At 64.3% G+C, this 13,530-nt stretch carries 10 protein-coding genes and 2 pseudogenes; 9 read left to right on the forward strand and 3 right to left on the reverse strand.

Features of this window, described 5'->3' with window-relative positions; genetic code table 11:
• A pseudogene (locus M5G11_RS27705) lies at window positions 1-152 on the reverse strand (AMP-binding protein); the annotation flags it as partial.
• Window positions 153-347: 195 nt separating this feature from the next.
• Window positions 348-6,212: pseudogene (locus M5G11_RS26280) on the reverse strand (amino acid adenylation domain-containing protein); the annotation flags it as partial.
• A gap of 238 nt (window positions 6,213-6,450) precedes the next feature.
• On the opposite strand from M5G11_RS26280, the gene M5G11_RS26285 reads away from it, so the two are divergent.
• The 9 genes from M5G11_RS26285 (at window position 6,451) to M5G11_RS26325 (ending at window position 13,272) form a co-directional block, all read left to right on the forward strand.
• Window positions 6,451-7,647, forward strand: a complete 1,197-nt coding sequence (locus M5G11_RS26285) for a PepSY-associated TM helix domain-containing protein (RefSeq protein WP_273909257.1) — start codon at window positions 6,451-6,453, stop codon at window positions 7,645-7,647.
• Window positions 7,644-8,180, forward strand: a complete 537-nt coding sequence (locus M5G11_RS26290; protein ID WP_273909256.1) for a thiamine pyrophosphate-binding protein — start codon at window positions 7,644-7,646, stop codon at window positions 8,178-8,180. Before M5G11_RS26285 ends, M5G11_RS26290 begins: the two co-directional genes overlap by 4 nt.
• Window positions 8,180-8,503, forward strand: coding sequence for a hypothetical protein (locus tag M5G11_RS26295; protein ID WP_273909255.1), 324 nt, complete (start codon window positions 8,180-8,182; stop codon window positions 8,501-8,503). The genes M5G11_RS26290 and M5G11_RS26295 overlap by 1 nt, the downstream gene beginning before the upstream one ends.
• On the forward strand, window positions 8,500-9,069 hold the full coding sequence (locus tag M5G11_RS26300) for a DUF6162 family protein (RefSeq protein WP_273909254.1): 570 nt from the start codon (window positions 8,500-8,502) through the stop codon (window positions 9,067-9,069). The genes M5G11_RS26295 and M5G11_RS26300 overlap by 4 nt, the downstream gene beginning before the upstream one ends.
• A gap of 16 nt (window positions 9,070-9,085) precedes the next feature.
• Window positions 9,086-10,003, forward strand: a complete 918-nt coding sequence (locus M5G11_RS26305) for a metal ABC transporter substrate-binding protein (protein ID WP_273909253.1) — start codon at window positions 9,086-9,088, stop codon at window positions 10,001-10,003.
• A complete protein-coding gene (locus tag M5G11_RS26310; RefSeq protein ID WP_273909252.1) occupies window positions 10,000-10,749 on the forward strand; it encodes a metal ABC transporter ATP-binding protein in 750 nt (249 codons plus the stop codon). Before M5G11_RS26305 ends, M5G11_RS26310 begins: the two co-directional genes overlap by 4 nt.
• Window positions 10,749-11,648, forward strand: coding sequence for a metal ABC transporter permease (locus M5G11_RS26315; protein WP_273909251.1), 900 nt, complete (start codon window positions 10,749-10,751; stop codon window positions 11,646-11,648). The genes M5G11_RS26310 and M5G11_RS26315 overlap by 1 nt, the downstream gene beginning before the upstream one ends.
• The gene (locus tag M5G11_RS26320; RefSeq protein WP_273909263.1) at window positions 11,648-12,562 is read left to right on the forward strand and encodes a metal ABC transporter solute-binding protein, Zn/Mn family; all 915 of its coding nucleotides are present in this window, start codon (window positions 11,648-11,650) and stop codon (window positions 12,560-12,562) included. Before M5G11_RS26315 ends, M5G11_RS26320 begins: the two co-directional genes overlap by 1 nt.
• Window positions 12,563-12,627: 65 nt before the next feature.
• A complete protein-coding gene (locus M5G11_RS26325) occupies window positions 12,628-13,272 on the forward strand; it encodes an START domain-containing protein (protein ID WP_273909250.1) in 645 nt (214 codons plus the stop codon).
• Between the two features lie 3 nt (window positions 13,273-13,275).
• On the opposite strand, the gene M5G11_RS26330 is transcribed toward M5G11_RS26325, so the two are convergent.
• Complete coding sequence (locus M5G11_RS26330; protein WP_273909262.1) at window positions 13,276-13,527, reverse strand: type II toxin-antitoxin system RelE family toxin; 252 nt, start codon at window positions 13,525-13,527, stop codon at window positions 13,276-13,278.
• Between the last annotated feature and the right edge of the window lie 3 nt (window positions 13,528-13,530).

Below are 13,530 nucleotides of genomic sequence, written 5' to 3' on the forward strand. Positions count from 1 at the left end.
GCACCGCCAGCCTTGAGCACACCCAGCAAACCGATGACCATTTCCAGCGAACGCTCGGCGGCAATGCCGACGATGACATCCGGGCCAACGCCGGCCTCGATCAGGCGATGGGCCAGCTGATTGGCGCGGGCATTGAGCTCGGCGTAGGTCAGTTCGGTTTCACCAAAGACCAACGCCGACGCATGCGGCGAACGTTCAACCTGCACCTCGATCAACGACTGGATGCTGGTTTGCAGCGGGTATTCAGTGGCCGTTGCGTTCCATACCTCGAGACTGTCGCGCAGTACCGCCGGGGTCAGCAACGTCAGGCTGCCCAGGGTTCGCTCTGGCGACTCGCACAGCCCGTCGAGCAACTGGGCCAGGTGCTCGCCCAGCGCCGCAATGGCGGCCGCATCGAACTGGCTACGGTCATAACTGAAGTGCAGCGACAAGCCTTGCCCCAGCCCGACGGCCAGGGTCAGTGCGTAGTGGGTTTGTTCCTGGTTGTCGACTGCGCCGAAGGACACATCGCTACCCGCCTGCTGCAAGGCCGCGGAGACCGGGTAGTTGTCGAACACCAGGATGTTGTCGAACAGCGCTTCACCGCCCTGAGCGAACCAACGCTGGATATCCACCAGCGGCGTGTGTTCGTGATCACGCAGCGCCAGGTTCAACGCTTGCACACTGTGCAGCCAATCACTCACCAATTGCTCGCCCGTTGGGCTGGCAATGACCGGCAGGGTGTTGATGAACAGGCCTATCTGCTGCTCCACGCCAGGCAGATCCGCCGGGCGCCCCGCCACTGTGGCGCCAAAGCAGACACTCGCCTGGCCGCTGTAGCGCTGCAGCAACAGCAGCCAGGCCGCCTGGACCAAGGTATTGACCGTGACTTTCTGCGCGCGGGCGAATCCGTTCAAACGCTGCAACTGCATGGCCGGCAGCCTCTGATAGTGATCGGCAAAACCGCTGGCCGGCTGCTCACAGGGCAACGCACTGGCCAGACGGCTCGGCCCTTGCAACGGGGCCAGGCACTCGCGCCAGAACGCTTCACTGGCAGCGGCGTCCTGCCGCTGCAGCCAGGCGATATAGTCACGGTAGCGACCCGACACATTCACCGGCACCTGCCCGCTGTAGCGCTGCAACACTTCACCCAGCAGTTGCGCGTTGCTCCAGCCATCCATCAGCACATGGTGATGGGTGTAGATCAGGTGGTAGCTCTGCTCGCCTGTGCGTACCAGCAGCAAACGCAGCAGCGGTGCGGCCAGCAAGTCGAAACCCTGGCGACGCTCGCTGGCTGCCAGTTCGTCCAGTGCCTGTTCAAGGTGTGCACGCCCGCGCCAATCAAGGCTGGTAAACGGTAATTCAACGCTCTGGTAAACCACCTGCACCGGTTGCTCCAGCGCTCCTTGCCAAAGGAAGCCGCTGCGCAGGATATCGTGCGCGTCCAACGTTGCCTGCCAGGCCGCCTGGAAGCGCTGTGGCTCAAGACCGTCCATGGGCAAGCGCAACTGATTGATGTAGCTGCTCGCATCCTGCTCAAGCAGGCTGTGGAACAGCATGCCCTGCTGCATCGGCGACAGCCCGTAGAGGTCGGTCAGGGCCGCCAGTGGCACCGGCAGCGCATCGAGCCCGGCCTGGCTGATTTTTGCCAGCGGGAAGTCCGAAGGCGTTGCCTGCGCAGTGCGCTGAAGGCAGCAATGCTCGATCAGTGCGCGCAGTTCCTGTTCATACGCCGCCGCGAGCCCGGCGATGGTTGCCTGCTCGTACATCGCCCCACTGAAGCCCCAGCGCAGGGACAGCTCACCACCATAGACCTGCCCCTCAAGGGTCAACCAGTTGGCCAACGGCGCGCCTTCATCCTGCGCCATGCCGCTGCTTTCGCTGCTGGGCACCCAGAGCGCCCGCTCATCGAACTGACGGTCGAACTGCCCCAGGTAGTTGAAGGTAATACGCGGCGCCGCCAGCTCAGCCAACGCTGCCCGTGCCGCGTCATCGCCCAGGTGGCGCAGCAGGCCGAAGCCCAACCCCTTGGCAGGCACGGCACGCAGTTGCTCCTTGACCGCCTTGATCGAGTCACCGAGGCCTTCGACAGGCGACAGCAACACCGGGAACATCGTGGTAAACCAGCCAACGGTGCGCGACAGGTCGATATCTTCGAACACCCCTTCTCGGCCATGCCCTTCGAGCTCGATCAGCGCTGCCGCGTGACCGCTCCAGCGCGCAATCACGCGGGACAAGGCGGTCAGCAACAGATCGTTGACCTGGGTTCGATAGGCGGCGGGTGCCACCTGCAACAGCTGGCGGGTCAGCTCAGCGTCTAGACGGGTTTCCAGCGTGCGCGCCGAGCGATTGCTCAGGTCGCCATCGCGGTGATCCACAGGCAGATCGTCCGTGAGGTGCTGGGCACACCAGTACGCCAGCTCTGCCTGATGCGCTTGTGCCAGGGCCGGCAAGCGGCCAGCCCAGGCCTGCCAGGCGCTGGTCTTGGCTGCCAGGGGCTGACGCTGATAGGCCAACTGCAAATCTTCAAGCAGCACCCGCCAGGACACGCCATCGACCACCAGGTGATGGATCACCAGCAACAGACGCTGGCTGCCATCGCCCATCTGCACCAACACTGCACGCATCAGCGGCCCGCACGCGAGATCCAGCCCCCGCTGCGCCTGGTCGCACACGGTGGCCAAGGCTGCCGCGTCGTGCGCTTCGCTGACCTGGAAGCTGTCGGCCAGTGTGTCGGCATGTGCCTGCTGCCATCCATCCACTGCCTCGGTGAAGCGCAGACGCAAGGCGTCGTGCTGCTCCAACAACAGCAGCAGCGCCTGGCGCAGGATCTCAGCATCTAGAGGCTGACGTGGCGTCAGCAACAGCGACTGGTTCCAGTGGCCACGCACCGCCATGGGTTGTTCGAAGAACGCCCGCTGAATCGGCGTCAGCACCACGCTGCCCTGCACCCGCCCCTGCTCGGCTTGCACCTGGACCCCGCGCCCGACGATGGCCGCCAGGCTGCGCACGGTCTGATACTGGAACACGTCGCGCGGATTGAACTGCAAGCCCAACTGACGTGCGCGGCTGACTACCTGGATGGCGATGATCGAATCACCCCCCAGTTCAAAGAAGTTGTCATCCACGCCAACCACGTCCACCCCCAGAACGCTCTGCCACAGCGCGGCCAACTCCTCCTGGGTTTGGTTCTGTGGCGCGCTGTAGGCGTTGCGGGCGGTCGCCTGCGGTGCTGGCAGAGCCTTGCGATCGAGCTTGCCGTTGGGCGTCAGCGGCAAACGCTCCAACGCCAGCAGGTGGGTTGGCACCATGAATTCGGGCAGCGCCTGCAACAGCCAGCCTTTGAGCTGTTGCTGCCAGTCGGCAGGCGCTGCGTTGAGCACCAGGTAAGCGGCCAACTGCTTGCCGTCCAGGGCCAGCACCACGGCTTCGCGGACCAATGCATGCTGGGCCAGGCGCGCTTCGATTTCGCCCAGTTCGATACGCAAGCCACGAATCTTCACCTGGTGATCGAAGCGCCCCAGGTATTCGATCACTCCGTCTTCACGTTGGCGCACCCGGTCACCGGTGCGGTACAGGCGCCCCGCACTGCCGAACGGGTCGGCGACGAAACGCTCGGCGCTCAGCCCGGGGCGACGGTGGTAACCACGCGCCAGCCCTTGCCCGCCCAGGTACAACTCGCCAGAAACACCCGGCGGCACGGGTACAAGGCTGGCGTCGAGGACATAGGTCTGCACATTGGCGATGGGCTGGCCGATTGGCACGCTGTCGCGGCCTTCATCGACACAGGTCCAGTGGGTCACGTCGATGGCCGCCTCGGTCGGGCCATAAAGGTTGTACAAGCCGGCCTGTGGCAGCTTGGCGAACACCTGTGTTTGCGCGTCCAGGGCCAGGGCTTCGCCACTGCAGACGATGCGCATCAGGCTGCGACAAGCCTGTACACCCGGCTCGTGGATGAACGCCTGCAACATCGACGGCACAAAGTGCAGTGTGCTGACCTGATAACGCTGGATGCTGGCGATCAGCCGATCAGGCTCACGGTGCTCGCCCGGCGCGGCCACGGCCAGGCGGGCGCCGGTCATCAACGGCCAGAAAAACTCCCAGACCGACACGTCGAAGCTGAACGGGGTCTTTTGCAATACCGTGTCGCTGGCGTCCAGGCCATAGGCCTGCTGCATCCAGCACAGGCGGTTGACCAGCGCCGCATGGCTGTTGCCGGCACCCTTCGGGCGGCCGGTGGAGCCGGAGGTGTAGATGACATACGCCAGTTGCAGCGGGTCGACCGGCACATGCGGGTTTTCCTCGCTAAAGACGCTCAGGTCTTGCCCCTGCACACCCAGCACCAACTGCTGGACGTTTTCCAGTGGCAGGCGCTCGAGTAGATGCGCTTGGGTCAGCACCAACTGCACGCCGCTGTCTTCAACCATGTAGGCCAGGCGCTCACTCGGGTAATCCGGGTCGAACGGTACGTAGGCGGCGCCGCTCTTGAGGATGGCCAGCAGGCCGACAACCATCTCCAGCGAGCGCTCGACGGCGATGCCCACCAGGCTGTCCGGGCCGACACCGGCTGCCAACAGCGCGTGCGCCAGCTGGTTGGCACGGGCATTGAGGGCCCGGTAACTGAGGGCCTGGTCAGCAAACAGTAGCGCCGTGGCGTCTGGCGTGCGCTCGACCTGAGCTTCGATCAAACGGTGCATCGGTTGCTGCAACGGGTAGGCCTGCGCGGTGGCGTTCCACCCCAGCACGATGCGCTGGTGCTCCTCAGGGGCGAGCAATTCAAGCTGCTCGATGCGCTGCTGCGGGTTGCCCAGCATGCCGCGCAGAATGGCCAGCCAGTGCTGCCCCATGCGCTCGACAGTCGTCGCCTCGAACAGGTCGCTGGCAAAACCCAATACGGCGTGCAGACGCCCACCTTGCTCGTAGGTATCAAGGCTCAGGTCGAACTGGGTGGTGCGGCTTTGCCACTGCACCTGGCTCAATTGCAGCCCGCCTTCCAACTGCAACTGGGCAACGTCGGCGACATGCGGCTGATGGTTGTACATCACCTGGAACAACGGGTTGTGGCTCAGGCTGCGCTCCAGCGCAAAGGCCTCGACCAACTGTTCGAACGGCAGGTCCTGATGGGCCTGGGCGCCGACTGCGCTGGCCTTTACCGCTGCCAGCAACTGCGCCACCGTCATCTGCCCATCGATCTGGCTACGCAGGACCTGGGTATTGACGAACACCCCGATCAAGCCCTCGACGTCACTGCGGTTGCGATTGGCGACCGGTACGCCAACGCGCAGGTCGCCCTGCCCGGTGTAGCGGTACAGCAATATATTGAACGCCCCCAGCAGCAGCATGAACAAGGTCACGCCCTGCTCGCGCGCCAGCAGCCCGAGCGCACTGGCCAGCGCCGGCTCGACCGTGAAGGCATGCCGGCACCCCTTGTAGCTGGGCACCGCCGGGCGCGGATGGTCCAGCGGCAGTTCGAGCGGTGGGTGCTCTTCACCCAGTTGCGCACGCCAGTAGGCCAGTTGGCGCTCCTTTTCACCGGCCTCCAACCAGCAACGCTGCCACAGCGCGTAATCGCGGTACTGGATCGGCAATGCCGCCAGTTCAGGCTGCACACCGCGCAGATGGGCGCTGTACAGATGGCTGAACTCCTCAATCAGTACATTCATCGACCAACCGTCGGAGACGATATGGTGCAAGGTCATCAGCAATACATGCTCGTCGTCGGCCAGCTTGAGCAGTTGCACGCGCAGCATCGGGCCGCTGGCCAGGTCGAAGGGTTGCAGCGATTGCGCCTCGGCGAGCGCGCGCACCTCTTGCTCACGCTGTTCGAGGGGTAATGCGCTGAGGTCCCGGTGCTCGACCTGCGGCCCCTGCGCCGTCGGTACTTGCAACACATCGCCCACATCATCCTGGACAAACACGCTGCGCAAGGTTTCATGCCGGGCGACCAGGCTGGCGAATGCCTGCTTCAGCGCCGCGACCGCCAACCCACCGTTGAGGCGCACCGCGCTGGGCAGATTGTAGGCCGCGCTGTGCGGGTCCAGCTGCCAGAGCACCCACATGCGCTTTTGGGCATAGGACAGCTGGCCACTTTCGGCCGCCTGTACCTGTGCGGGGATCGGAAACTGGGCAAAATCGACGCCTTCGCGCTGCAAGCCGGCCAGGAAGATCCGGCGCTTTTCCGGCGGCAACTCCATAAATCGGCGGGCAAGCTTGCGGGCGTCTTCTGCATTCATCGACTTTCATCCATCCAGGGGAACAACGAGCCTGTGGGCCCGGTAGTCCAAGGGAGACGGATAACCGCGAAGGAAAATTAAGGCGCTGCGCAGCAACTCCTGCACAGCGGAATGCGTCTTTGAAACATTTTCTTTCATTTCCAGGTTAGGTTTTTTTGGATCTCATCCGTCCTATTAATTACAGACGTTAAGGCTGAGCTTCGTCTCGACCTCACTTTTACCCAAAAAGACGCGCGCAATGTCCCAGAAACAGAAGAAGTCCAATTCCAGGCTGTGGTTTCTAGTACACAGCTGGCTCGCCCTGCCGATCTGGTTCTTTGTCCTGATCGTCTCGTTCACTGGCACCCTGGCGGTGGTCAGCCAGGAAATCGTCTGGCTGGCCAACCCCGACGTGCGCGCCAGCAAACCCTCTGATGATGCCGTGCCACTGAGCTTCCAGCAGACCCTGGAGGCCATACACAAGGCGCAACCACAGGTTGCGGTGGACTTCATCAGCAAGCCCGACGAGTCGCACTTCGCCTATGAGGCCAGTGTCACCTACCCGGATGGACGCTCCCCGACCCTCTATATCAACCCCTATACGGGCGTGATCCAGGGCGAGAGCCCCTCGTTCAACTTCCAGGCGTTCACCCGCGCACTGCATGGTTGGTGGCTGGTGCCTTTCACCAATGGCTACAGCTGGGGCTGGTACCTGGTATCGCTGCTGGGCTTGCCGATGCTGGCGTCGCTGGTGACCGGGCTGGTGGTGTACAAGAAATTCTGGAAAGGCTTCCTGCGCCCTACCCTGCGCGTCAGCCATGGCCCACGCATCTTCTGGGGCGACCTGCATCGCCTCAGCGGCATCTGGTCGATCTGGTTCATCGCGGTGATCTCCATCACCGGCACCTGGTTCCTGATCCAGGCGATCCTGGCCGACAACCACGTCACCCTGTCCACCGAGCCGATTGTCCCGGTGATCTCCCGCGAGGACGTGCCGCGCACGCCAAACGGCGAACCTGCCCAGCGCATCGACCTCGACGAAGCCGAGCGGGTGGCCATACAGCAACTGCCGGGGCTGGAAGTGAGCTTCATCACCCTGCCCGGCAGCGCCTACAACCACTTGTACCTGGGCGGGCGCGGCTGGTATCCGCTGATGTTCCAGACCGCCAACATCAACCCCTACAACGGCAAGGTCGAAGCCAAGTTCCTGGTCTCTGATCGTTCGGCTACCGAGATCGTCACCGAGTCCATGCGTCCGCTGCACACAGGTGACTTCGGCGGCATCTGGATCAAGCTGATCTGGGCGTTCTTCGGCCTTGTACTGACGCTGATGGTGCTCAGTGGCCTGCTGATCTGGACCAAGCGCACTGCCCAGGCCACCGCCGCAGCCCTCAAACGCAAACCACGCGCCAAACTCAGCGCCAGCGCTGATACCACGACGGAGGCCAGCGCATGAGCAAGGCAGCAGCAGTACCGCCGAGCCCGCTGTCGCGGCTTTGGCACAAATGGCGTTTCCACCTGAACATTCTGCTGGTGCTGATTCCGCTGGGTTTCATGCCCAAGTACTTCCACGATGCGTCGCTGTTTCGCGGCGACAGCGGGCTGGGAGAGCACGAGATCGGTGAAATTGCGGTCGGCCCGTGGACCTTGCAACTGGCTGAGCTGCGCGATGACGCGCCTCGCGCGGACGGCCCGGCAGGTCACTTCAAGCTGTTCAACGCGGCGCTCTGCAGCACCTGCATCAATGAGGTCAAGGCGGTTTACCTGCGCATCGGCAAGCCGCGCAGCTTGCGCGCAGCCGGCGTGTTGTTCAGTGGTACGCCCTATCGCATGAGCGCCAACTTGCCGATCCCCACCAATACCCGCAGTGATGCCCAGATCTGGATCACCATCGAGGGCTGGGACGGCAGCATGCAACAGAGCGCCATTCCCCTGGCCAAGGCTTCGCCGGCGACCATCGCCTGGCTGCAACAACAAGGAGGCAAGTAATGACGTTCAAGGCCTGCAGGCTGGCCCTGGCCATCGCCCTACTGGGCGCCGCCGCACCGGCGCTGGCGCACAACCCGATGTGCCAGTGCGAACCGATTGCTGGTGAGCAGATCAAGTGCACCGGCGGCTTTTCCGATGGCAGCGGTGCCCCGGGGGTAACCCTGGACGTGGTCGGCTACAACGAGGAGATTCTCGTGCCAGGCAAGCTTGGCGAGGACTCCAGCCTGACCTTCAAGCGCCCCGAGGGCGAGTTCTATGTGCTGTTCGACGCCGGCCCCGGTCATGTCGTGGAAATCGACTACGCCGATATTGGTGAACCATGAGCCGGGTCCAGGTAGTGCGCCCGGCCGGTGCCGGGCATGAAACGCTGTATGTGCTGCTGGTCAGCCTGCTGATCCTGCTGGCAGCCGCCGGCGTGGTCGCCCTGCACGGCGAGCGCCATGAAGAGGTCACCCTGCCCGCACACCAGATCGATGCCCGGCGCGACCTCAATGCCGCCGAGCAAGGCGTCTACGCCGACCTGCGCGTAGCCTTCGACGAAGTCCAGGCGCAACGCGAGGACACGCCGCAGCTGGTGCCCGTCGATGTACTCGCCGAAGAAGGCTTCCCGCCGTTCGTGGTCGACGTCAGCAGCATCAGCCGCGGCCAGCATCAATGGCAGTTGCTGGGCAACACGGCCTACCTGGGCCTGAGCCAGGATTCGAGCGTTGCCGGCAGCTTCCTGCTGCTGGTGCCGAGCGCGCTGGACGGCGTCGCCGACATCTGGCTCAGCCGCAGCAACGCGACCGCCGCGCCCTCCGACCTGAGCCCCGCAGCGCTGCAAGTCGCCGGCTGGAAACAGGTCGCCGCCCATTACGACGCCGGTGTCACCCGCCAGCATCAGCACTGATCGCCAAGGACTCCCCATGCTTCGTTCCACCCTCGCCCGTCGCGTCCTCAGCCTGTTCATCGCCTGTGCCCTGCCCGCCCTGGCCTTCGCCGACAACGGCAAGCCGCTGCGCATTGGCATCACCCTGCATCCTTACTACAGCTATGTAACCAATATCGTCGGCGACAAGGCCGAGGTGGTGCCGCTGATTCCGGCCGGCTTCAATCCGCATGCCTACGAGCCACGCGCCGAAGACATCAAGCGCATCGGCACCCTGGACGTGATCGTGCTCAATGGCGTCGGCCACGACGACTTCGCCGACCGCATGATCGCCGCCAGCGAAAAGCCCAACATCGCCACCATCGAATCCAATGCCAACGTGCCGTTGCTGGCCGCCACCGGCATTGCCGCGCGCGGTGCCGGCAAGGTGGTCAACCCGCACACCTTCCTGTCGATCAGCGCGAGCATCGCCCAGGTCAACAACATTGCCCGCGAACTGGGCAAGCTCGACCCGGACAACGCCAAGTTCTACAGCAAGAATGCCCGCGACTACGCCAAGCGCCTGCGCAAGCTGCGCGCCGACGCCCTGGCCCAGGTGACCGAGGCGCCAAACCCGGAGTTCCGCGTGGCGACCATCCATGCCGCCTACGACTACCTGGTGCGCGAGTTCGGCCTTGAGGTCACCGCCGTGGTCGAGCCGGCCCATGGCATCGAGCCGAGCCCGAGCCAATTGAAGAAGACCATCGACCAGCTCAAGGCGCTGGACGTGAAGGTGATCTTCTCCGAGATGGACTTCCCTTCGGCCTATGTCGAAACCATCCAGCGCGAGTCCGGGGTGAAGATCTACCCGCTGACGCACATCTCCTACGGCGAATACAGCAAGGAGAAGTACGAGGTGGAAATGAAGCGCAACCTCGACACCGTGGTGCGCGCTATCAAGGAATCGCAGGCATGACGGCCGCCGAAACCACCCTGGCCCTGCCCTGCGGGCCATCCATCGCGTTCAGCGAAGTTGACCTGACCCTGGGTCGCACGCGGATTCTCGACCAGGTCAGCTTCAACGTCGCCGCCGGCAGCGTGCATGCGCTGGTCGGGCCCAACGGCGGTGGCAAGAGCTCGCTGATCAAGACCCTGCTCGGGCAAATGCCGCACCAGGGCCACCTGGCCCTGACCTGGCCGAGTGACGCGCAGGTGATCGGCTATGTGCCGCAAGCACTGGAATTCGACCGTGGCCTGCCGATGACCGTCGACGACTTCATGGCTGCCATGTGCCAGCGCCGCCCGGCGTTCCTCGGCCTGTCACGCAAGGTGGCGCCGGCGATCGATGCCGCACTGGAACGGGTCGGCATGCTCGACAAGCGCAAGCGGCGCATGGGCGCATTGTCCGGTGGCGAGCGCCAGCGCGTATTGCTGGCGCAGGGGCTGATCCCGGCCCCGCAGTTGCTGGTACTGGACGAGCCGATGTCGGCGCTGGACGAGGCCGGTATCCAGGTGTTCGAGCGCCTGTTGGTGGAATGGCGTCAGGCCGGGACCACGGTGTTGTGGATCGAGCACGACCTTGAGGCCGTTGCCCGCTTGGCCGACCGCGTGACCGGTTTGAGCCGCCGCGTGCTGTTCGACGCGCCGCCCAAGCAGGCGCTGACGCCCGATCGGCTGCTGAGCCTGTTCTCCATTCACCCGCGCAGCGAGAGCACTGTCTGATGAGCTTTGAAGAAATTCGCCTGATCATCCAGGGCTGGGCCTCCTCCGGTTACCTGCCCGAAGCGCTGGCCTACGGCTTCGTGGTCAACGCCCTGCTGGCCGGCCTGATGATCGGCCCGGTGCTCGGCGGCCTCGGCACGCTGGTGGTGGTCAAACGCTTTGCCTTCTTCTCCGAAGCCGTCGGGCACGCGGCGCTGACTGGCGTGGCCATCGGCATCCTGCTGGGTGAACCCTACACCGGCCCGTATGGCAGCCTGTTCGGCTACTGCCTGCTGTTCGGCATCCTGCTGAACTTCCTGCGCAACCGCACCGGACTGTCGCCGGATACCTTGATCGGGGTGTTCCTCTCGGTGTCGCTGGCACTGGGCGCAAGCCTGCTGCTGATGCTCGCAGGCAAGATCAACGTGCATATCCTGGAGAACGTGCTGTTCGGTTCGGTGCTCACCGTCAGCGGTTCGGACCTGCTGGTGCTGGGCATCGTCGGCAGCCTGGTGCTGGCCCTGGCCCTGCCGCTGTACAACCGCATCATGCTGGCCAGCTTCAACCCGCAGCTGGCGGCCGTGCGCGGGGTGGCGGTGAAAAGCCTGGACTACCTGTTCGTGGTGCTGGTGACCTTGGTCACCGTGGCCGCGGTGAAGGTGATCGGCGCCATCCTGGTTGGTGCCCTGCTGGTGATCCCGGCGGCGGCCGCACGGCTGGTCAGCCAGTCGCTGAAGGGCTTCTTCTGGGTCTCGGTACTGATCGCCACGCTGAGCACGCTGATCGGCATCCTGCTGCCGATCGTCTTCGACCTGCCGGTGCCTTCGGGCGCTGCGATCATCCTGGTCGCCGGCAGCTTCTTCGCCCTGGCAGCGCTGGCGCGCGGCCTGGTGCCACGCCTGCAAGGAAACCCGGCATGATGACCTTCAACCTCAAGCACCTGAGCCTGGCCTTGGCGCTGGCTGGCCTGCCAACCCTGAGCCTGGCCCAGGCCAAGCCCCCCGCCGCTGCTGCACAGGCCGCCGGGCTGACCGTGCTGGCCTCATTGCCGGTGACCTACGCCTTGGGCGCGGCCCTGCTCGATGGCACCTCGGTCAAGCTGCAGCGCGCGGCGCCGGCGAACATTCCGGCGTCACGCCAGCCTTCATACTTCAGCGGGCGCGGCGCGCCGAGCCTGCAGAAGGCCGCGCAGTCGGCGGACGCAGTGATCGGGTTGCGCTCGATCTGGTCGGATGACCCGCTTTATCCGGTGGCCCGCCGCAGCAATATCCGCATCGTCGAGATCGACGCCGCGCGCCCGGTTGACGGTGCCCTGCCAGGGATTGCCGTGCAAGGCAGCAACGCCTTTGCCGGCTACCCGTGGCTGAACCCGACCAACCTGGGGCGCATGGCCGATGTGCTGGCCAATGACCTGGGGCGTTTGTCGCCGGCTGACCAGCCGAAGATCCAGAGCAACCTGGCGGGGCTCAAGCGCCAGCTGCTGGAACTGAGTGCCGGCAGCGAGGCCAAGCTGGCCGAAGCCGACAACCTCAGCGTGGTGAACCTCTCGGACCGCCTGGCCTACTTGATCAGCGGCTTGAACCTGGACCTGATCGACCACCCCCAGGTAGCCGATGACGCCTGGGATGCCATCGCGTTGAAGCACCTGGGCGATGAGCTCAAGGGCCAGGACGTCAAGCTGGTGCTGCACCACAAGCAGCCGAGCCAGGCCGTGGCCGATGTCATCGCCGCCTCCGGGGCGACCCTGGTGGTGATCGACACCGATGCCCAGGACCCGTTGACCGGATTGAAGGCCAGCGTTGACCAGTTGGTGGCGGCGCTGAGCGCGTCCTGACCCGGGGCTAGCCGTTCGCTACGGCTCGCCTATGCTCAGATGACTTGCACCGCAGGAGCCTGAGCATGAATACCCGGCCAGCGCTCTGCGCGATGCTGTTGCTTGCCGCCTCGGTCGCGGGCACCGCCCTGGCCGAGGAATGGCACCTGGCCCATGACGAAGACGGCATTCGGGTGTACTTGAGCGATGTACCGGGCTCGAAGTACCAGCGTTTTCGCGGGGTCACCACGATCAAGGCCAGCGTGCGCACGCTGGTGGATTTGCAGGAGAACCTGCGGGTTGCCTGCAAGTGGCTGTATGGCTGCGCGGACATGCGCCTGCTGAATGTCGAAGGCGACAGCACCTGGGTCTACCTCACCACCGAACTGCCGTGGCCGGCGAGCCCGCGGGACATGGTCATTCGTGTGCAGAGCGAAGCCATCGACGGCGGCGGCCTGGTGCGCCACCTCAGCGCCGTGCCCGGCCTGGTACCGGGCGAGCCCGACCTGATCCGGGTACGCCAACTGAGCGGCGAATGGCGGATGATCCCCAAGGGCGAACGCGAGACGGAAGTCACCTACCAGCTGGAGGCCGACCCGGCGGGCGACATTCCATCGTGGCTGGCGAACAAGTTCGTGATTGATGCGCCGGTGGTGTCGTTGCGTACGCTGCGGGCGGTGGCGGAGCGGCAAGGAGGTAGATCGGCGGATGTGGGCGATGCCCAACCTTAGCTACTAGCGTTTCTGAGCCGTCTTGTAGACTGAGCCTCGCTCTCGTTTCCCCACCGAGACCACAACAATCACGACTCGCTCATCTTCGACCCGATACACCAGACGATAGCCAGAAGATTTCAACTTGATCTTGTAATGGCTCGGCAGCTCACGCAATGCGTCTGCCTGGACACGAGGCGATTCCAGGCGCTCCTTGAGCTTTTTCTTGAACTGTTCACAAAGGGTGTGCCCCAGTTTTTCGGCTATTCGGATAATCGT

Source organism: Pseudomonas fontis (assembly GCF_028656955.1).
GTDB lineage: Bacteria > Pseudomonadota > Gammaproteobacteria > Pseudomonadales > Pseudomonadaceae > Aquipseudomonas > Aquipseudomonas fontis.

Coding starts and splice junctions, on each gene's coding strand:
- M5G11_RS26295 (WP_273909255.1), top strand. CDS start 8,180: ATGACGTTCAAGGCCTGCAGGCTGGCCCTGGCCATCGCCCTACTGGGC.
- M5G11_RS26290 (WP_273909256.1), top strand. CDS start 7,644: ATGAGCAAGGCAGCAGCAGTACCGCCGAGCCCGCTGTCGCGGCTTTGG.
- M5G11_RS26285 (WP_273909257.1), top strand. CDS start 6,451: ATGTCCCAGAAACAGAAGAAGTCCAATTCCAGGCTGTGGTTTCTAGTA.
- M5G11_RS26315 (WP_273909251.1), top strand. CDS start 10,749: ATGAGCTTTGAAGAAATTCGCCTGATCATCCAGGGCTGGGCCTCCTCC.
- M5G11_RS26300 (WP_273909254.1), top strand. CDS start 8,500: ATGAGCCGGGTCCAGGTAGTGCGCCCGGCCGGTGCCGGGCATGAAACG.
- M5G11_RS26325 (WP_273909250.1), top strand. CDS start 12,628: ATGAATACCCGGCCAGCGCTCTGCGCGATGCTGTTGCTTGCCGCCTCG.
- M5G11_RS26310 (WP_273909252.1), top strand. CDS start 10,000: ATGACGGCCGCCGAAACCACCCTGGCCCTGCCCTGCGGGCCATCCATC.
- M5G11_RS26305 (WP_273909253.1), top strand. CDS start 9,086: ATGCTTCGTTCCACCCTCGCCCGTCGCGTCCTCAGCCTGTTCATCGCC.
- M5G11_RS26320 (WP_273909263.1), top strand. CDS start 11,648: ATGACCTTCAACCTCAAGCACCTGAGCCTGGCCTTGGCGCTGGCTGGC.